Genomic DNA, 19392 nt, shown 5'->3' with positions numbered 1-19392 from the left:
TTTTCTTGTATCCCGAAGCGGGTCCTAGTGGGTCGGCCCGAGGAAGGCCAGCCAGCGGCGTTCGGCGAGGCGGAACAGGCCGACCAGCGCAAAGGTGACGGTCAGGTAGATCAGCGCGGCGATGCCAAACGACTGGAAGGTCAGGAAGGTCGCCGAGTTGGCGTCCCGCGCGACTTTCAGGATGTCCGGGATGGTCGCGGTGAACGCCACGGTGGTCGAGTGCAGCATCAGGATCACTTCGTTGCTGTAGTACGGCAACGAGCGACGCAGCGCCGAAGGCATGATCACGTAGGCATACAGCTTCCAGCCTGTCAGGCCGTAGGCCTTGGCCGCTTCGACTTCACCATGGGCCATGCTGCGGATCGCCCCGGCGAAAATCTCCGTGGTGTAGGCGCAGGTGTTCAGGGCAAACGCCAGGATGGTGCAGTTCATCGCATCGCGGAAGAAACTGTCGAGCACCGGTTGCGCGCGCACGGCGGCCAGGCTGTAGATCCCGGTGTAGCAGATCAGCAACTGGATATACAAAGGCGTGCCGCGGAACAGGTAGGTATAGAACTGCACCGGCCAGCGGATGTAGGCGTGCGGTGAAACCCGGGCGATCGACAGCGGAATCGAGACGATGAAGCCGATGAAGATCGACGCACTGAGTAACCACAGGGTCATGGCCAGGCCAGTGATGTTCTGGCCGTCGGTGTAGAGGAAGGCTTTCCAGTATTCCTGCAGGAGTTCGATCATCGTACGGCCTCCCGGGTACCGGCGGCGTAGCGACGTTCGAGCCAGCGCAGAATGAAGTTGGAGGCGCTGGTGATCATCAGGTAGATCAGGGCGGCGAGTACCAGGAAGTAGAACAGTTGATAGCTGCTTTTACCCGCATCCTGGGCAGCCTTGACCAGGTCGGCGAGGCCGATGATCGACACCAGTGCAGTGGCCTTGAGCATCACCATCCAGTTGTTGCCGATACCCGGCAGGGCATAGCGCATCATTTGCGGGAACACCACGATGCGAAAACGCTGGCCGCGCTTGAGCCCGTAGGCAGTGGCCGCTTCGACCTGGCCGCGAGGCACGGCGAGGATGGCGCCGCGGAAGGTTTCGGTGAAGTACGCACCGTAAATGAAGCCCAGGGTCAGAACGCCTGCGCTGAACGGGTTGATCTCGATGTATTCCCATTCCATGTAGTCGGTGAGCGACGTCAGCCAGGTTTGCAGGCTGTAGAAGATCAGCAGCATCAGCACCAGGTCCGGCACTCCGCGAATCAGTGTGGTGTAGCACTGGGCAAGCAGGCGCAGCAATTTGACTTTTGACAGCTTGGCACTGGCGCCGAGCAGGCCGAGCAATACGGCCACCAGCAGCGACATCGCCGATAACTTGATGGTCATCCAGGTGCCTTCCATCAGCAGCGGGCCAAAGCCCTTGAGGCTGAAGGCGGAGAGCCCCAGGTTTTGTAAGAGGTTTTCGAACATAAATCAGCAACCTGATCGGATGAAAAAAGCGCCCATCGCGAGATGGGCGCCGGGCATTACTTGCCGCTGTACAGGTTCAGGTCGCCAAAGTGTTTCTTTTGAATGGTGGCGTAGGTGCCATCATCGTGTAACGCTTTGATACCTTTATCCAAAAGGGCTTTCAGCTCGGTGTTACCTTTCTTAATACCGATTGCAGTCTTGGCTGGCAGCAGTTCGCTGTCGACTGGCTTGCTGATTTCGTAGCCTTCGCCTTTTGGCGACTTCAGGAAGCCGAGTTCAGCTTGCAGCATGTCCTGGATCGCGGCGTCGAGACGACCGGAAGTCAGGTCGGAATACACCTGGTCCTGGTTCTGATAAGCCTGGGTTTTCACCCCTGCCTTGTCCAGCACGGCCTTGGCGTAGGCTTCCTGGATGGTGCCTTGTTCGTAGCCGACGGTCTTGCCTTTCAGCGAAGCGACGTCTTCGGTCAGGCCAGAACCTTTCTTGAACACGTAGGCGGTCGGACCGGAGAACAGCTCGTTGGAGAAGTCGATGACTTTTTCGCGGGCTGGGGTGACGGTCATCGAAGAGATCACGCCGTCGAATTTATTGGCTTTTAGGCCAGGAATCATGCCGTCGAAATCGCTTTCGACCCATTTGCACTTGACCTTCAGCTCGGCGCAGATCGCGTTCCCCAGGTCGATGTCGAAACCAACCAGGTTGCCGTCGGCCGCTTTCGACTCGAACGGTGCATAGGAAGGGTCAACACCAAAACGCAATTCCTTGTATTCCTTTGCCAGCGCGGAACCGGCTGCCACGCACAACGCCAGTGCAGAAAGGGTCAGCAATGCTTTTTTCATTATTCAATCCCTAAGAACCAATATGAGCGCTTGTGGCGCAGAATTATTGTTACTGGTAAGCGTAAGCCCTGATGAAAGTAGCAATTTCCGAACCATAGTGCCGAACAAGCGTTTAAAAGGTTTTCGGGAAATTGCAGGAGGCGATTAGTGCACGAAAATGGGCGTGATGAAAAGCCCGCACTTTTTTGGTTCTGCGCGGTGCTCGCAAAGATTGGGTTCAGCCGAGCAAATCCTGCAATGTACCCAGGTGATCAGCTTCTTCGACCGACTTGTCCTGGCGCCAGCGCAGCATCCGTGGAAACCGCACGGCAATCCCGCTTTTGTGGCGTTTGGACAAGGCAATGCCCTCGAAACCCAGTTCAAACACCAGGCTCGGCTTGACGCTGATCACCGGGCCGAATTTTTCCACCGTGGTTCTGCGCACGATGCTGTCGACCTGGCGCATCTGCTCATCGGTCAACCCCGAATAGGCCTTGGCGAACGGCACCAGCGCGCGCTCGCTGGCGTCCGGTGGCGCGTCCCAGACGGCGAAGGTGTAATCGCTGTAGAGACTGGCCCGGCGGCCATGACCGCGCTGCGCATAAATCAGCACTGCGTCGACACTGAAGGGGTCGACTTTCCATTTCCACCAGACCCCCATGTCCTTGGTGCGACCGACGCCGTAGAGCGCGTCCCGAGCCTTGAGCATCATGCCTTCGACCCCGAGCTTGCGCGATGCTTCCCGCTGCCGGGCGAGGTCGAACCAGTCTTCTCCGGTCAACAGCGGCGAGGCGAGCAGCAGTGGATTGTTGGCCTGGGCGATCACCTGCTCCAGCTGACTGCGCCGTCGGCTTTGCGGTTGGTTGCGCCAGTCCGCGCCTTCCCATTCCAGCAAGTCGTAGGCGAGGATGACTACCGGCACGTCATTGAGAATCTTGCGGGTGAGGTTCTTACGGCCGATCCGCTGCTGCAACAGGGCGAAAGGTTGCACGGCGGGGGCGTCCGGTGGCGGATCGAAGGCATCTTCGGTCGCCGATCGAGTGGTTTTCCAGGCAACGATTTCCCCGTCGATCACGGTGCCGTCGGGCAGGCAGTGGATCAGGCTGTCGAATTCCGGAAAGCGATCGGTGACCAGCTCTTCACCCCGCGACCAGATCCACAGGCGCCCATCGCGCTTGACGATCTGCGCCCGGATGCCGTCCCACTTCCATTCCACCTGCCAATGGCTGGCGGCACCGAGCAGCGCTTCAAATTGTTCGACCGGTTGCGCCAGGGCATGGGCGAGGAAAAACGGATACGGCTGACCGCCGCGTTGCGCATGCTCGTCGGGCGATTGCGCGGCGATCAACTTCAGGTAGCTGGCGGCACTCGGCCGGTTGGACAGGTCGGTGTAGCCCACCATGCGCTGGGCCACGCGCTTGCTGTCCAGCTGCGCCATGGCGGCCAGGGCCCGGGTCACCAGCAACTTGGAGACGCCGACGCGAAAGCTGCCGGTGATCAATTTGATGCACAGCATCAGGCTGGGACGGTCCAGTTGCGACCAGAGCACCGGCAGGCGTTCGGCGAGCACTTGCGGGGATTCGCCGCGCAATGGCAGCAGTTTTTCTTCGATCCACACCGCCAGGCCGTCGTTGGAGCGGTAGGGCATCTCCGGCAGCACCAGGGAAATGGTTTCCGCCATGTCGCCGACCGCCTGGTAACTCTCTTCGAACAGCCAGGGTGAAAGCCCGGAATACGCGACGGCCAACTCCCGCAGCACGCGCACCGGCACCAACTGCCTGGGGCGACCTCCGGACAAAAAGTACACCGCCCACGCGGCATCTTCCGGTGCAGCCTGGGCAAAGTAATCCTGCATCGCCGCCAGCTTGGCGTTGCTCGACGTCGTGGCGTCGAGCTCGGCGTACAACTGGGCAAACGCCTTCATGGCGACGCCTCGATGGCTTCGGCTGTCGATGCCTCCTCTTCGTCGCCGTACTCGGTACTGAAGCCTTGGGCATCCAGGCCTTGTTCACGCAGGTGGCGCACCAGTACTGCGACTGAACCGTGGGTGACCATCACCCGTTGCGCACCCGTCTGTTCGATGGCCCAGAGCAAACCGGGCCAGTCAGCGTGATCGGACAGCACGAAGCCGCGATCCACACCGCGTCGCCGACGTGCCCCGCGCAAACGCATCCAGCCGCTGGCGAAGCCGTCGCTGAAGTCACCGAAGCGGCGCATCCAAGTGCTGCCACCGGCGGAGGGTGGAGCGATGACCAGCGCTTTACGCAGGATTGGATCGTTTTTCTGGAAGTCGCCGGCATAGAGCGTCGGTGGCAGGTTTATTCCACTCTCGCGGTAAACACGGTTGAGCGGCTCGACCGCGCCATGGGCCAGGATGGGCCCCAGGCTGGCATCGATGCCGTGGAGGATGCGCTGGGCCTTGCCGAAGGAATAACAGAACAGCACGCTGGTTTTGTCTTGCGCGGCGTTGGCTTGCCACCACTGGTTGATCTCGGCAAACACTTGCGCCTGGGGCTGCCAGCGGTAGATCGGCAGGCCGAATGTCGACTCGGTGATAAAGGTGTGGCAGCGCACTGGCTCGAAGGCGGCGCAGGTGCCATCGGGTTCGATCTTGTAGTCGCCTGACGCCACCCAGACTTCTCCGCCATATTCCAGGCGCACCTGGGCCGAGCCGAGGACGTGGCCGGCGGGGTGGAAACCCAGGGTGACGCCGTGATGCAGCAGCCGCTCGCCATACGCCAGGGTTTGCAGGTCGATGTCCTGGCCCAGTCGCGCACGCAGAATCCCCTCGCCGGGTGCCGCCGCCAGGTAATGCTGGTTGCCAGTACGGGCGTGGTCGCCATGGGCGTGGGTGATGACCGAACGCTCGACCGGCCGCCACGGGTCGATGTAGAAATCGCCAGCAGGGCAGTACAAGCCTTCGGGGCGCGCGATGACAAGGTCCACGTTGTTATCCAGGTGGAGGGGCTTGTTAGCTAGGAGGCTGGCGCGCAGGGAGAAGTTCTATCGGGATTTCCCGGTTAAACCACCTACCTCTGTAGGAGCGAGCTTGCTCGCGAAAGCGGCCTCACATTCAACATGTATGTTGACTGGTACTCCGCCTTCGCGAGCAAGCCCGCTCCCACATTTTGGCTAGGCGTTATTTGCCAGGTGTCAGGGTCAACCGCTTGGTCCCATACACCCGGTCAAAATTCACCGGCTGCATCGGCAAGCTCTGGTACTGCCCCTTCAGCCACGGCTCGATGCCGTTGAGGTAGTTCGGGCTGGCCGGGTTGCCGGACTGGCCGGTGGCGATCTGGCCCATCAACGGTTCGGGCTGGCCGAAGTCGACGATCAGACGCATGGCCGGTGCCCGCGTGGTGTTGAAGTCCTGGCCTACCGCATACGCGGCCGTGTTGAGGGTCGTCTGGTCGCCGCCAGCCGGTTGTGGCCCGCGCACAGTCTGGCCACTGGTGTTCTTCCACTCATAGCGGTGAAGTTTGCCCCACTGCCAGGCTTTGTGATCGCCGCCCAACTGACTGTCGCCCGCGCTGATCGCTGCTGCGAGGCTGCGGGCGAGGATCGCCGGTTTGTCTTCTTTCTGCGCGGTGTGCACATCGTCCCAGAACGGACTGTCTTCACGCCCCAGCAAGTGATCGGCCTGCGCCGCGTAGGACAACGAGCCATTGGCGATGAAGGCTTGCCAAGCCGGGCTGCCTTGCGGTCCCAATTCATCGAGGAAAATCTGCCGGGTGCTTTCCTGCAGGAACAGCTGGTAGATCGCCGCGTCGGCAGAAGTCGGGCTGAGTTTGCCGTCAAACGCCATCAGGCGGGTCAAGGCCTCGCGAGCCTTGCCACGATCGGCCACTGGCAAAGCCTCGATGGCCTGCTTGAGCGGCTGGGACATACCCGGTGCCTCGAACATTTTCTTCAGCTTGGCGGCGAAGGTGGTGGTCTGGTCGTACTGCATGGCGATCAGGCTGCGGGTGTCATGTTTGCCCACGCCGGCCAGCTCGGCCAGGCGTTCGCCACGTTCCGGTGCCGACCAGGAATTGGACAGCTGCATGCCATAGCCATGGGGAATGACCCGCTGGTTGGCGGTGCCGAGCCAGCCCTGGGCGGGGTCCTGATCGTAGGGGTGCAGCATCGGGTCGGCGTAACCGTCCCAATCGTAACGCCCCTCCCAACCCGGCGAGGGCAGCAGGCCTTCGCCTTCGCGGCGGTTCGGATAACGACCGGTGACCTGCCAGCCAATGTTGCTGGCATCGGCAAACACCAGGTTCAGGGCAATGGCGCGAATTTCGCGGCTGGCGTCCGAGGCTTTCTCGACGTTCTGCGCACGGGACAAGTCAAAGAAGGCGTCCAGGCTCTTGTCGTCGGTAAAGCTTGGCGTTTGCAAGGCCAGGCCGAAACCGCTGCCCTGGGCCAGGCCCTGGGCACTGTTGAGCAGGGGACCGTGGCGGGTTTCGAACACGGCTTCGCGAATCGGCCGCTGGCCTTTGACGAAGTAGGTTTCGTTGCGCACGATCGCCGGCTGCCACTTGCCAGCGGTTTCGTAGGACAGCCCGTTGCCCTGGCGTTTGATTTTTTCCAGGAACAGGTCCTGGTTATCGCCCATGACGGTCGTCATGCTCCAGGCCACTTTGCCGTTGAACCCGTCCAATATCATCGGCAAGCCGGCGATGGTCGCCCCGGAAGCCTGATACTTCGGTGCGCGGATCTGCACGTAACTGAACAGCGATGGCACCCCCATCGGGCCATGGCTGTCGCTGGCCAGCAGGCTTTTACCGCTGCGGCTGCGTTGCGGGGCAATGGCCCAGTTGTTCGATGAAGTGGCGCCCAGCAGATTCAGCCCGGACAGCTGGTCGGTGGCCTTGCTGATGTCAGCCAGCCCCGGTACTTGGCCGTTGAGCTTGATGCCCTGGAGCTTTTCACTTTCGCCCAGGGGCAGTTTTTCATCCGGGGCCGAAGGGGTCAGCCACGGCAGTTTGTCGGTGGTGACGGTCTGGGCCAGCACCAGCGAGGCAATCTCCTCGGGCAGGTTGGCGGACTGGCTGAAGTTGAACAGGCAGAAAATCAGCGCCGAATCTTCCGGCTGCCAGTACTCGGGCTTGTACCCGGTGGCGACGAGGTCGGCTGGCAGCTTGTCGCGGTAGCGGAACAGATAGGCGTTGACCCCGCGGGCATAGACTTCGAAGAAGCGCTTGAGGCGCGCAGAAGAGGCCTTGTACAACTCGCCGGCGTTTTTCTTCAGGTTGACCGCGCGCATATAGCGGTCGGCGTCCAGCACGTCCGAGCCCTGCATCTCGGCCAATCGACCCTGGGCGAGCAAGCGCAGGGTGACCATCTGGGTAATGCGGTCACTGGCGTGCACATAGCCGAGGGCGAACAGCGCATCGTGAAAACTGTTGCTTTCGATCAACGGCATGCCCATGGCATTGCGCCGCACCGAAACGTTCTGCGCCAGCCCTTTGAGCGGCTGTACGCCAGAGGTGGGCGGGAGGGTGTCCTGGGCATTGAAGCTCTGACAACCGGTCAGGCTTAAAATACCCGCCACTGCTGCGGCAACGCCGAACCGGGGTAGAAAATGTGAAAGGGCTGGCGAGGCCATGGCAAAGCTCCTGCGGGGTAGAGGCGGCGGCGCGCAATAAAGGCGCTACGTTAGTGAGCAGGAGGGGCCCGCGCAAGCGGGGCGCGGGGTTATTTCAACAACCCGCCTGATGGTGCCATCCGTCGAGCCTGTTATTTCTGACAGTAGACAATCAATTGTGCCGAAGGGACTCTGGTTTCCTGCTCACGCTGAGGGTGTTCAGCGTTCCAGGCGACGGAGTTTGTGCATGAACAGCAAATGGCTGGTTAGCTTCGTGGCACTCTGCCTCGGTGTCGGCGCACTGTTCTTTTCGGCGAAGCAGGCGACGGTCGAGCGCAGCCCCTATGCCTTGTTTGAGCCACACATGACGGTTGGGCAAAAAGCCGAGGTGCAACAGCAAATCGACCGACAACTCCTTAGTCAGTCCGGAGGGCATCAAGTCAGTTCGACTCAAGTGATTTACGACAACGGTGCCGTTGTGCTGACCTTTCCGGTACCCGGCGACGAAGGTCAGTCAGATCGCGCCTGTGATTACGGTTACGTGTGTCTGTGGAGCGCTGCGGATTTCGCAGGCAGGAAATTGTCGTTGCTCAGCACTTCGAAAAGCCGGCCGGTCAATCTGTCCGACTACGGTATGAGTGCCCAGGTCGCCTCCTGGCAGCACAACAACAAGGCCCATTCAGTGAAGATCTTCGGCGTGGATGGGCCTGGCGCCAGGGGCAACATGGTGATGAGCAATATCAGGGAGGTGATCCTTGGCAAGGGCTGCTGTCCGTTCAGTATTCCCGAAGATATCCGCATCATCGACACTTGGACGGAGATCACTGCCCAGCGCCGACTGACCGGGCATAACGCTCGGATCGTGAGCATCGCATTCGCCCCCATGTCCATGTTGTTTGCGCAATAGGCAGTCGGACAAACCATCCACTCGCTGAACCGATTTTGTCCTCAATACTGGCCGACTAGTGGCCTTGCAAGCCCAAGGCCGATGTCTATGCTGACGCGTAACTAACCATGTCGACCGTTATCGGCGGATGTGGTCCCTCGAACCAGACTGTCAGAGTGCGCAACCCAAGGCACCAACACACTTGCAGGACGTTATCCGGAAATGGAGTTCGCTTATGAGCACGTTAGGGCTGGCCCGACCCCGGGCTATCAAGAGAAGGATGTCTTGATGAGAGTGTCGTTATAAGGACCCCCTCCGATCGAACATCACCAATCACCTGATGGGTTCCTCCTCCTTGGAGGAACGCGTGTGCCTGTTCTGTTGAACGTAGTGGTGGATTTGAAAGACCGGCAACTTTCATAAACGCGCAAAGGTGATACGACCATGTTTAACCTGCATCACAAGGCTGACCTGCTGGAAATCGAACGTTTCAGCTGCGCGCTGACCGAAGCCAACGCCAAGCTGGCTGCGGTCAGTCGGTCAATGGCGATGATTGAATTCACCCCCGATGGCGTCGTCCTTGAGGCCAACGAGAATTTTTGCAAGGCCATGGGATACAGTGCCGAAGAAGTACGCGGCAAACATCACCGGATATTCTGTGAAGAGGCGTTTTACCGCAGCGAGGAGTACGCCAGGTTGTGGCGTGATCTCGCCCGGGGCGAACCGATCAGCGGCACTTTCCTGCGCTTGAACAAGAGCGGCAAGGAGACCTGGCTCGAAGCCAGCTACATGCCGGTGCTGGGTCCCGATCGGCAGGTGCGCAGCGTGATCAAGGTGGCTACCGACATTTCCGCCCGGGTCAACCAGGACCACGAAAACCAGAGCAGGCTCGCCGCCATTGGCCGCTCCATGGCGGTGATCGAGTTCACCCCCGAAGGCCGTGTGATCACGGCGAACGACAACTTCCTGAAAACCACGCAATACTCGCTCAATGAAGTCGTCGGTCAGCATCACAGCATGTTCTGCCATCGCGCCGAAGCGGAATCCCAGGGCTACAAGAACTTCTGGGCCTCGCTGAACCGTGGCGAATATCACTCCCATCGATTCGAGCGCAAGAGCAAACAGGGCCAGACGATATTCCTGGAAGCCTCCTACAACCCGTTGTTCGACGCCAAGGGCCGCCTGTACAAGGTGGTCAAGTTCGCCAGCGACATCACCCAACAGATGACCACCCTGCAATCCGCCGCGGACTCGGCCCACAGCACCTCGGTGCAAAACGACGCCTGCGCGCGCAAGGGCTCCGAGGTCGTGCAGCAGACGGTGCAGATCATCCAGGACATCTCCAAGGACTTGAACCAGGCGGCGCTGAGCATCGATGCGGTGAACAAGCAGTCCGAGATCATCGGCTCGATCGTCCAGACCATCCGCGGGATTGCCGATCAGACCAACCTGCTGGCGCTCAACGCCGCCATCGAAGCGGCCCGCGCCGGCGAGCACGGGCGCGGATTTGCCGTGGTGGCCGATGAAGTGCGCAGCCTGGCCGCACGCACCAGCCAGGCCACCCTGGAGATTGTCGATGTGGTGCGCAAGAACCACGACCTGTCATTGAGTGCGGTGTCGAGCATGCAGTCGAGCCTGAGTCGAACCGGGCTGGGTGTGGAGCTGGCGAACGAGGCGGGGGAGGTGATCCTGGAGATCCAGCAGGGCTCGCGACATGTGGTGGACGCGATCAGCCAGTTCAACTCGACCTTGCAGTTGAACTGACCGAATTGCAGGAGCCTGCAAGCCGGCTCCTGCAGTTACCGCAAGGCCTTCAGCGATGGGCAATGTTTTCCAGTGCCAGGTTGCGGGTGCGCGGGCCAAACATGCCGATGGTCAACATGACGATCAACATGCTGCTGACGATGAACGCCAGTACGCCCGGGGTGCCGAAGTGTTCGAGGAAAATACCGATCAACAAACTGCTGAAGACAGTCGACAAACGGCTGAACGAATAGCAGAACCCTACCGCCCGGGCGCGGATGTTGGTAGGGAATAACTCGCTTTGGTACGAGTGATAGCTGAAGCTCAACCAGGCGTTGCAGAAGGTGATCATCACCCCGCAGAAGATCAGGCCGAACGCGCTGGTTTGCAGGGCGAACAATGTGCCGAAGGTCATGGCACCCAGTGCCGAGCCGACGATCTGCCACTTGTTCTCGAAACGGTTGGCAAATTTCACGAAGAGTAACGGCCCCAGCGGATAGGCAAGGGTGATGATGAACGCATACATCAAGCTATGCGTGATGCTTACACCCTGGCCATTGAGCAACGCTGGCAACCAGTTGCCGAAACCGAAGAAACCAATGGCCTGGAACACGTGAAACACGATCAGCATCAAGGCCCGGCGGCGATACGGTGGCTGCCAGATATCGGCGAAACGCCCCTTGCCCTGGATGTCCACCGCTGCCAGTTCCGGCTCGTCCAACGGTTTGCCCTGATCCTTCACGCAGCGTGCCTCGATGCGGGCGAGAATCTGGTCGGCCTCCTCGAACCGTCCGTGCTGCGCCAGCCAGCGCGGCGATTCCGGCAAGCGTGAGCGCAACCACCAGATGAACAACGCAAACACCGCGCTGGCCAAAACCACCCAACGCCAGCCCGACACACCGAACGGCGCCTGGGGTACCAGCCACCATGACATCAGCGCCACTGCCGGTACCGACAGGAATTGCACGAAAAAAGCGAAGGCGAATGCCGAGCTGCGCATGCGCTTGGGCACCAGCTCCGAGAGGTAGGCATCAATGGTCACCAGTTCGATGCCCAGGCCGATGCCCACCAGGAAGCGCATGCAGATGATGCCCAACGCCGAACTCTGCACACCCATCAATACGGTGGCGACCGTGTACCAGATCAACGCGAAGGTGAAGATCGCGCGTCGGCCGAAGCGGTCGGCCAAAGGGCTCAACAGGCTGGCGCCGAGGAACAGGCCAAGAAACGTCGCCGAAGCGAAGGCGGCTTGATCGGAGAAACCGAACACACCCTGGTTGCCGGTGGCGAAGATGCCGTCGCTGATCAGGCCGGGGCTGATGTAGGCGGTCTGGAACAGGTCGTAGAGCTCAAAGAACCCACCGATTGATAGTAGCGCCACCAGGCGCCAGAGGGTGGAGACGGCGGGCAGGCGATCGATGCGGGCGGAAATCTGCGCGGCGCGCAGTGGGTCGATGTCATCTGCCTGGGCAGCAGGGGCGTGAGCAGTCATGGGCTGGTCCAATTTTATGATGGAGAAGCTTAGCCTGCTATCGGATATCAATGATTGTGAATCCCGGTGCCTGAACACCGAGATTCGCCAAATTATTGCAATGAATGGTTACATTTTGCTGATTTATAGCGCTCGACCGCTCAAGGCAGGCCGTTACAGCAGTGTTTAAGGAAGCCCGGATGTTGCGCCAGACGTTTGAAATACTCGTCGACGGCCGAATAATCGGGACGCTCCATGGGCGTCATCAGCCAGCGGTTGACCGAGAGGCCAATGACAATGTCGGCCACGGTGAATTTTGCCCCGGCGACATAGGCTTTGGTGGTCGCGAGCTGGTGTTCGAGGATGGCCATTTTCTGGTTCCAGCCGCGCACGCCGACTTCGATGCGATGGGCTTCCTGGTACTCCGGATCCTTGCGCACCAGCGCCATGAACGCATAGCTCCAGGACGAATTGAGATCGGTAGCCTGCCAGTCCATCCACTGCTCCACCCGGGCGCGCGCGGCCGGGTCGCTGGGCAGCAGCTCCGTGTGGTGGTGCTGGTGTTTTGCGCTCAGGTAGCGGCAGATGGTGTTGGATTCCCACAGCACTCCCGCCTCATCGATGATCACCGGCACCTGTGCGTTGGGGTTGTACCGCAGAAACTCGGGGCTGTGAGTCGAGGCAAAACCGCTGCCCCAATCCTCGCGTTCGTAGGAAAGGCCCAGCTCCTCACAGGTCCACAGGACCTTTCGGACGTTGATCGACGAGGCTTTTCCCAGAATCTTCAGTGTGTGTTCCATCGAACTACTCCAGCGAGAGGCGTATATCCAATTGTAGGAGCTGCCGCAGGCTGCGATCTTTTGATCTTGATTTTAAAAGCGAAGATCAAAAGATCGCAGCCTGCGGCAGCTCCTACAGGAAGCGAGTTATAGCATCAGGTACTTTCGCGCACCTTCAACTCAAACCCCATGTCCTGCACCGGTCTGGCCACGGTATTACCGGCCATCAGCGTCAGCATCTGCTCCGCCGCGCGGCGGCCAATGGCTTCACGCGGGGTGTTGATGCTGCTCAGGCGCGGGACCATGTGTTCTGACATCGGCAAATCGTTGAAGCCCAGGATCGCCACCTGTTCGGGGATCTTGATCCCGCAGCGCATGGCTTCAAGCAAGGCGCCCTGGGCCAGGTCGTCGTTGCCGAAGAAGATCGCATCGACGTCCGGATGACTGGCCAGCAGTTGCAGGAACAGTTCGCCACCCAGACCGACGGACGAAGAGCGCGGGGTCAGCACTTCCAGGTCCGGGTCGTAGAGGCCGGCCTTTTTCAGGGCCTTGCGGAAACCTTCACCGCGCAGCAGCGTGCGTTGATCCAGTTGCGCGCCGATGTAGGCCAGGCGCTTGCGTCCGCGTGAGAGCAGATGCTCGGCCGCCGTTTCACCGGCCGCCAGTTGCGAAAAGCCAACGCAATTAAGACCGGCCGCGCTGTCCAGTTCCATCATGTACACGCAGGGGATGTTGCTGGCTTCGATCATCCGCCGCGAACTTTCGGTGCGGTCGAATCCGGTCAGCAGCAAGCCCCGTGGCTGATAGGCCATGTAGTTGCGCAGCAGGTTTTCTTCTTCGTCGCGCGAGTAATGGAAGTTGCCGATCAGCACTTCGAAGCCCTTGGGGCGCAACACCTGATGAATGGCTTCCAGGGTGTCGATGAACAGCAGGTTGGACAAGGACGGCACCAACACCACCACCGAATGGCTCTGCGCCGAGGCCAGGGCACGGGCCGCGGGGTTGACCACGTAGTTGAGTTCCAGCGCGGCTTTCTGGACTTTTTCCACGAGTTCCGTGGCCACCGTGCTGACCCCGCGCAGGGCCCGGGAGGCGGTAATCGGACTGACACCGGCCAGGTGTGCCACTTCATTGAGAGTAGGGCGGCCAGTGGTGCGGGTATTTTTATCGTTTTTAGTTGGAGTCATCGATGGCTTGCCAAACAAAATTCAAGGCACTAAGGTAGCGCTGTCTCGATGCAGCTGCAAATGCGTGAGCGGGGGTTCGCCTGATCCTCGCTTTTTGGCGTTGGGAACACACATGCTGCAACCCACAAAATGACAAGAAAGGCGTCGGCAACTTCTGCTTTTGGTCTAGTGTCATAACTGGCAAAGGTAGCGCTGTCTGCGCGCTGAGGTGTTACATGAATCATCCCATCACCGCCCTGGTCATCATGGGCGTTGCCGGTTGCGGCAAGACGTGCGTCAGCGAGGCCCTGTGCCAATTGAGCGGCGCCACTGCCATCGAAGGCGACTCTTTCCACCCTGCCGCCAATATCGACAAGATGAGCGCGGGGATCCCCCTGAACGATGAAGACCGTGCCGGCTGGCTCGACAGCCTGTGCGATGAACTGCGCCGGATCGATGCCCAAGGCCAGCGCCCGGTGCTGACCTGCTCGGCGCTCAAGCACATCTACCGCGAACGTCTGCGCAGCGCCTTGCCGGGCCTGGGCTTCGTGTTCCTGGAGTTGACCCCGGAAGTTGCCGCTGAACGCGTCTCCCATCGCCCGGGTCATTTCATGCCGGCCACCTTGATCGAAAGTCAGTTCGCCACCCTCGAGTCTCCCAAGGGCGAGCCGCTGACACTGGCGCTCAATGCCTCGATCCACAGCGTTGAAGAACTGGCCGTTCAGGCCCACACCTGGTGGCAGGCCAACGGCCTGAAGCAGGCGGTATGAACGTGCTTGCAAAGACAGCGCTGTCCACGCGACTTCTGATTAACCCGCTTTAATAACAACAACAACCAGGAGACACCCCTAATGTTTGGCATGTCCCACGAGACGTTCCTGCTGCTCGACGCAGTGGTTACGGTGATCGGGCTTATCGTCCTGATTACCAAGTTCAAGTTGCACCCCTTTCTTGCCCTGATCATTGCCGCCGCCTTCCTCGGCCTGACTTCCGGCATGCCGATCGGCACCATCATCAAGGCGTTCCAGGACGGCTTCGGTGGCGTGCTCGGTTTCGTCGGCATCATTCTCGCGCTGGGCACAATGCTCGGCAAAATGATGGCCGAGTCGGGCGGGGCGGACCAGATCGCCCAGACCCTGATCCGCGCTTTCGGCAAGGACAAAGTGCAGTGGGCAATGATGTTCGCGGCCTTCCTGGTCGGCATTCCGCTGTTCTTCGAAATCGGCTTCGTACTGCTGATTCCACTGGTGTTCATCGTTGCCCGACGCACCGGCGTGTCGATCATCAAGATCGGTATCCCGCTGCTGGCGGGTCTGTCCGCGGTACACGGCCTGGTGCCGCCGCACCCGGGTCCGTTGCTGGCCATTGGCGTATTCGGTGCCGACATCGGCAAGACCATTCTGTACGGCCTGATCGTTGCGCTGCCAACCGCCATCATCGCTGGCCCGATCTTCGGTACGTTCATTGCCAAGCACATTCCCGGTCATCCAAACCAGGAGCTGGTGGATCAACTGGCCCGCGAAACGGATTCGGCTGAACTGCCGAGCTTCGGCATCACTCTGGTGACCGTGCTGTTGCCGGTATTCCTGATGCTGCTCAAGACCTTTGCCGACGTGGCGCTGCCGGATGGCAACATCTTCCGTTCGTTCATGGACCTGATCGGTCACCCGATTTCGGCGTTGCTGCTGGCCTTGCTGCTGTCGCTGTACACCTTCGGCTACAAGCAGGGCATCGGTTCCAGCCAAATGATGAAATGGCTGGATGCGAGCCTGGCGCCGACCGCTGCGATCATCCTGATCATCGGTGCCGGCGGTGGCTTCAAGCAGATGCTGGTGACCAGCGGCGTGGGTGACGTGATCGGCCACATGGCGGTCAACGCACAGATCTCGCCGATCCTGCTGGCGTGGCTGGTGGCGGCGGTGATCCGCATCGCGACCGGTTCGGCGACCGTGGCAACCATTACCGGCGCGGGCATCGTGGTGCCGGTGGTGGGGATGATTCCGGGCGTGAACCGTGAGCTGCTGGTGTTGGCGACCGGTGCCGGTTCGTTGATCCTGTCCCACGTTAACGATGCTGGTTTCTGGCTGGTGAAGCAGTACTTCAACATGACCGTGGCCGAAACATTCAAGACCTGGACGGCGATGGAAACCATCCTCTCCGTAGTCGGCCTGGGCTTTATCCTGTTGTTGTCGCTGTTCGTCTAAGCAACACCGCAAGACAAATGTGGGAGCCAGCCTGCTGGCGAAAGCGGTGTGTCAATCAGCATCCATGTTGACTGACACGCCCCCTTCGCGAGCAGGCTCGCTCCCACAGTGCTTTACATCAGGGGCTAGTTTTTTCGAAGGTCATCAAGACGCGCTTGGAGTTGATTGTCGGCAGAACCATTACTTCTGATGGAGCCTGGATTAGAGCTCGCATAACCTGAATCATTACTGTATTGGCTTATGCTCGAAATGGTGCTGACAGTGCTGGGAGTGGAAGCAGAGCTGGAGTTGCTGCTGATAGAGGGTCTGTGAGAACTGGACTCACTTGGCGCAGCAGGCGTTGTCGTGGTGTGCTTCGAGGTTCCCAAGCTATCGGTCTGCGCAGCCCAGTGAACGCGTAGGGTGTTGGAGCGATGGCTGCCTTGTATACCCTTCCATGAGGGGGCGGCGTGTCGTCGGCTTTTTCCCCCAGTCGATATAATTGGGGGGCGTCTATTCTTTTCGGTCATTGCAACAATGCCGCTCGCCACCTCCAAAAAACCGTTTTTTCCCGACCTCGCCGTTACTGGCAACGTATTTCGTAGCGGACCGCTGGAATTATTGTTCAGTGAAAAGAAATCCCAAACCTTGAATACTTTGCCGATGACTGCATTGAAAAAGGATCGTCCCGTCGGATCCGCGCGCATCACCGGCTCACCCCCACAATACATATAAGCATTCAATCCACCTTTTCCGAACGGACTCAATTTGTCCGGGCTGTGAAAGCGCATCAATCGCGGGTTGTAGGTGCGATAACCATTCCCCAAAAAATACCAATCAGTTCTCGCCTCGCGCAGTTCACCGTTGAATCCCAGGTGCGTCCAGGCGTTGCGCAGGGCGGATTGCTGACCATAGGGGGTGTACGCCATGCGATTGATGGCGCCATCCATTTCGGCGAGCACAGAGTTTTTGCAGTCGCTCGCCAACAGCAAGGTTTGTTGCCAGGGGCGGGATGTGTGATTGGCGGGATTGAATGGGGACATGGGAAGCCTCTTTGTTTGACGACGAGTCAATAAAGGCCTTCAGCATTACAGGTTGTTCCAGAGCCGGTAACTGACAGAACTACCAGGGCAAAACCAAATGTGGGAGCGGGCTTGCTCGCGAATGCGGTGTGTCAAACACCATCAATGTTGACTGATACACCGCTTTCGCGAGCAAGCCCGCTCCCACAGTTGTTATGTGTCAGGCGTTGGATTTGGTGACGAGCCCATCCGCCCGGAACATTCCGCGAATCCCGCGCACGGCCTGGCGAATCCGGTCCTGGTTCTCGATCAGGGCGAAGCGCACGTGATCATCGCCGTACTCACCAAAACCGACACCCGGCGAGACGCAGACCTTGGCTTCGGCCAGCAGTTTCTTGGCGAACTCCAGCGAGCCCAAGTGCGCGTAGGCCTCGGGAATCTTGGCCCAGACGTACATCGACGCTTTCGGGTTTTCCACCATCCAGCCCAGTTCATGCAGGCCTTTGACCAGCACATTGCGCCGCTGGCGATACTGCTCGGCGATGTCGAGCACGCATTGCTGATCGCCTTCCAGCGCAGCAATGGCCGCCACTTGCAGCGGGGTGAAGGTGCCGTAGTCGTGGTAGCTCTTGATCCGCGCCAGGGCGTTGACCAGTTCCGGGTTGCCGACCATGAAGCCAATACGCCAGCCCGCCATGTTGTAGCTCTTGGACAGGGTGAAGAACTCCACCGCAATGTCCTTGGCGCCGGGCACCTGCATGATCGACGGGGCTTTCCAGCCGTCGTAGACGATGTCGGCGTAGGCCAGGTCGTGCACCACCAGTACGTCGTATTGCTTGGCGAGGGCGATCACCCGTTCGAAGAAGTCCAGTTCCACGCACTGGGCGGTGGGGTTGGACGGGAAGCCGAGGATCATCATCTTTGGCTTCGGGATCGAACCGCGAATGGCCCGTTCCAGTTCGGCGAAGAAGTCCACGCCCGGCACCAGCGGCACCGAACGCACCTGGGCGCCGGCAATCACGGCACCATAGATGTGGATCGGGTAGCTCGGGTTGGGCACCAGCACGGTGTCGCCCTGGTCGAGGGTGGCCAGCATCAGGTGTGCCAGGCCTTCCTTGGAACCGATGGTGACGATGGCTTCGCTTTCCGGGTCGATGTCGACCTCGTAGCGTTGCTTGTACCAATTGGAAATGGCCCGGCGCAGGCGCGGAATGCCCTTGGACGTGGAGTAGCCATGGGTGTCTTCGCGCTGGGCGACGGTCACCAGTTTTTCGACGATGTGCGGCGGCGTGGCGCCGTCGGGGTTGCCCATGCTCAAGTCGATGATGTCTTCGCCACGACGACGGGCGGCCATCTTCAGCTCGGCGGTGATGTTGAAAACGTAGGGGGGGAGTCGATCTATGCGCGCAAAGCGGCGCGGCGAACCTTGTTCGGCCATTGTTGCCTCGGATAACGTAAGCGCCCGGAACCGTCCGAGCGACGCTGGTCACTGCGGTGACCTGTGGCGGAATGTAATGGCAGCTGTGGCAGACTGTCCAGCCTCAAAGTAAACAAAATTTTGCGAAGGAAAGGGTTAGATGGAGTTTACCAGTGGCTTCTTGTTGAGCCTGTCGCTGTGCCTGGACATCGGCGTGGCCAATATCGCGATGATCACCCTGGCGATGCAACGCGGATACTTTCAAGGCTTCGCCCTGGGGCTGGGCACCTGCGTCGGCGACCTGATCTACGCCGTGCTGGCGCTGGCCGGCATGACCGTGTTACTGCAATACGAAACGGTGCGCTGGGTGCTATGGATCGGTGGTTCGGCGCTGTTGGTGTATTTCGCGGCGAAGATGATTTACTCGGCGATCCACCATGAGGCGCTGCTGGCCGAAACCGCCGAGGTCGGCCACAACTCCCATCGCAAGGAGTTTTTCCGTGGGATTTTTCTCGCCATGTCGTCGCCCAGCGCCATTCTCTGGTTCGCCGCGGTTGGTGGCACGTTGATCGCCCGCTCCGGTGGCGGCGGTGCGCTCAGCTCGGCCTTGTTCCTCGGTGGATTCCTCTGCGCCGGGCTGTTGTGGTCCGCTGGCCTGTGCTTCGCGGCGAGTCACGGGGGCAAGTTGCTCGGTGACAAGTTGCTTCGCTATTCCTATATGGCATCGGCGGCGATCTTCTGCTATTTCGCGGTGTACGTGATCCTATCGGGTTACAACGAGTTTGTCGGTGCAGCCGCCGTCGAGCAGTTGCACGCCCTGTAACTGGGCGAATCGGGTTTGGCTTCTATACTCCCAGCCGAATCCACTTTTACTTCCA

General features: G+C 60.0%; 16 protein-coding genes and 1 pseudogene. 6 read left to right on the top strand and 11 right to left on the bottom strand.

Going from position 1 to position 19392, the window contains the following annotated elements; all coding sequences use genetic code 11:
• Positions 1–24: 24 nt before the first annotated feature.
• From SOP85_RS15560 to SOP85_RS15535, 6 genes are all read right to left on the bottom strand, one after another.
• On the bottom strand, positions 25–735 hold the full coding sequence (locus tag SOP85_RS15560) for an ABC transporter permease (RefSeq protein WP_274073332.1): 711 nt from the start codon (positions 733–735) through the stop codon (positions 25–27).
• Positions 732–1460 carry an ABC transporter permease gene (locus SOP85_RS15555; RefSeq protein WP_274073333.1) on the bottom strand — a complete coding sequence of 243 codons (729 nt, stop codon included), beginning with the start codon at positions 1458–1460 and terminating at the stop codon, positions 732–734. The genes SOP85_RS15560 and SOP85_RS15555 overlap by 4 nt, the downstream gene beginning before the upstream one ends.
• 56 nt (positions 1461–1516) lie before the next feature.
• On the bottom strand, positions 1517–2299 hold the full coding sequence (locus SOP85_RS15550) for a transporter substrate-binding domain-containing protein (protein ID WP_274073334.1): 783 nt from the start codon (positions 2297–2299) through the stop codon (positions 1517–1519).
• 217 nt (positions 2300–2516) lie between these two features.
• On the bottom strand, positions 2517–4202 hold the full coding sequence (locus tag SOP85_RS15545) for an ATP-dependent DNA ligase (RefSeq protein ID WP_323627431.1): 1686 nt from the start codon (positions 4200–4202) through the stop codon (positions 2517–2519).
• Positions 4199–5224 carry a ligase-associated DNA damage response exonuclease gene (locus SOP85_RS15540; RefSeq protein WP_323627430.1) on the bottom strand — a complete coding sequence of 342 codons (1026 nt, stop codon included), beginning with the start codon at positions 5222–5224 and terminating at the stop codon, positions 4199–4201. Before SOP85_RS15540 ends, SOP85_RS15545 begins: the two co-directional genes overlap by 4 nt.
• A 193-nt stretch (positions 5225–5417) precedes the next feature.
• Positions 5418–7868, bottom strand: a complete 2451-nt coding sequence (locus SOP85_RS15535; protein ID WP_323627429.1) for a penicillin acylase family protein — start codon at positions 7866–7868, stop codon at positions 5418–5420.
• A gap of 226 nt (positions 7869–8094) precedes the next feature.
• On the opposite strand from SOP85_RS15535, the gene SOP85_RS15530 reads away from it, so the two are divergent.
• The 3 genes and pseudogenes from SOP85_RS15530 (at position 8095) to SOP85_RS31390 (ending at position 10497) form a co-directional block, all read left to right on the top strand.
• Positions 8095–8754 (top strand): peptidase inhibitor family I36 protein, encoded by a 660-nt coding sequence (locus SOP85_RS15530; RefSeq protein WP_323627427.1) that lies wholly within the window; start codon positions 8095–8097, stop codon positions 8752–8754.
• Positions 8755–9177: 423 nt separating this feature from the next.
• Positions 9178–9951, top strand: a pseudogene (locus SOP85_RS31395) (PAS domain-containing protein); the annotation flags it as partial.
• Positions 9952–9957: 6 nt separating this feature from the next.
• Positions 9958–10497, top strand: coding sequence for a methyl-accepting chemotaxis protein (locus SOP85_RS31390; protein WP_442967739.1), 540 nt, complete (start codon positions 9958–9960; stop codon positions 10495–10497).
• A gap of 49 nt (positions 10498–10546) precedes the next feature.
• Here SOP85_RS31390 and SOP85_RS15520 read toward each other — a convergent pair whose 3' ends face one another.
• The 3 genes from SOP85_RS15520 to SOP85_RS15510 form a co-directional block, all read right to left on the bottom strand.
• Positions 10547–11968: an MFS transporter gene (locus SOP85_RS15520; protein WP_274073340.1), complete on the bottom strand. Its 1422-nt coding sequence runs from the start codon at positions 11966–11968 to the stop codon at positions 10547–10549.
• 140 nt (positions 11969–12108) lie between these two features.
• Complete coding sequence (locus tag SOP85_RS15515) at positions 12109–12747, bottom strand: glutathione S-transferase family protein (protein ID WP_323627424.1); 639 nt, start codon at positions 12745–12747, stop codon at positions 12109–12111.
• Between the two features lie 134 nt (positions 12748–12881).
• Positions 12882–13913: a LacI family DNA-binding transcriptional regulator gene (locus tag SOP85_RS15510; protein ID WP_323627422.1), complete on the bottom strand. Its 1032-nt coding sequence runs from the start codon at positions 13911–13913 to the stop codon at positions 12882–12884.
• A gap of 215 nt (positions 13914–14128) precedes the next feature.
• Between SOP85_RS15510 and SOP85_RS15505 the strand changes: the two genes are divergently transcribed.
• Both SOP85_RS15505 and SOP85_RS15500 read left to right on the top strand, forming a co-directional pair.
• Entirely contained in the window at positions 14129–14662 is a 534-nt protein-coding gene (locus SOP85_RS15505) for a gluconokinase (RefSeq protein WP_274073343.1), read from the top strand.
• A gap of 81 nt (positions 14663–14743) precedes the next feature.
• Positions 14744–16096, top strand: coding sequence for a GntP family permease (locus tag SOP85_RS15500; protein WP_274073344.1), 1353 nt, complete (start codon positions 14744–14746; stop codon positions 16094–16096).
• A 125-nt stretch (positions 16097–16221) separates the two neighbouring features.
• Here the strand turns inward: SOP85_RS15500 and SOP85_RS15495 are convergent, their stop codons facing one another.
• Both SOP85_RS15495 and alaC read right to left on the bottom strand, forming a co-directional pair.
• Complete coding sequence (locus tag SOP85_RS15495) at positions 16222–17118, bottom strand: RHS repeat-associated core domain-containing protein (protein ID WP_323627420.1); 897 nt, start codon at positions 17116–17118, stop codon at positions 16222–16224.
• Positions 17119–17317: 199 nt separating this feature from the next.
• Complete coding sequence (alaC, locus tag SOP85_RS15490) at positions 17318–18535, bottom strand: alanine transaminase (RefSeq protein WP_274073346.1); 1218 nt, start codon at positions 18533–18535, stop codon at positions 17318–17320.
• Positions 18536–18674: 139 nt separating this feature from the next.
• Between alaC and SOP85_RS15485 the strand changes: the two genes are divergently transcribed.
• Positions 18675–19337 (top strand): LysE family translocator, encoded by a 663-nt coding sequence (locus tag SOP85_RS15485; protein ID WP_274073347.1) that lies wholly within the window; start codon positions 18675–18677, stop codon positions 19335–19337.
• Positions 19338–19392 lie beyond the last annotated feature (55 nt).

The organism is Pseudomonas sp. YuFO20, assembly GCF_035064975.1.
GTDB lineage: Bacteria > Pseudomonadota > Gammaproteobacteria > Pseudomonadales > Pseudomonadaceae > Aquipseudomonas > Aquipseudomonas putida_AE.
The sequence above is the reverse complement of the archived record's forward strand: the minus strand, read 5'-3'. Positions and strand labels throughout refer to the sequence as shown.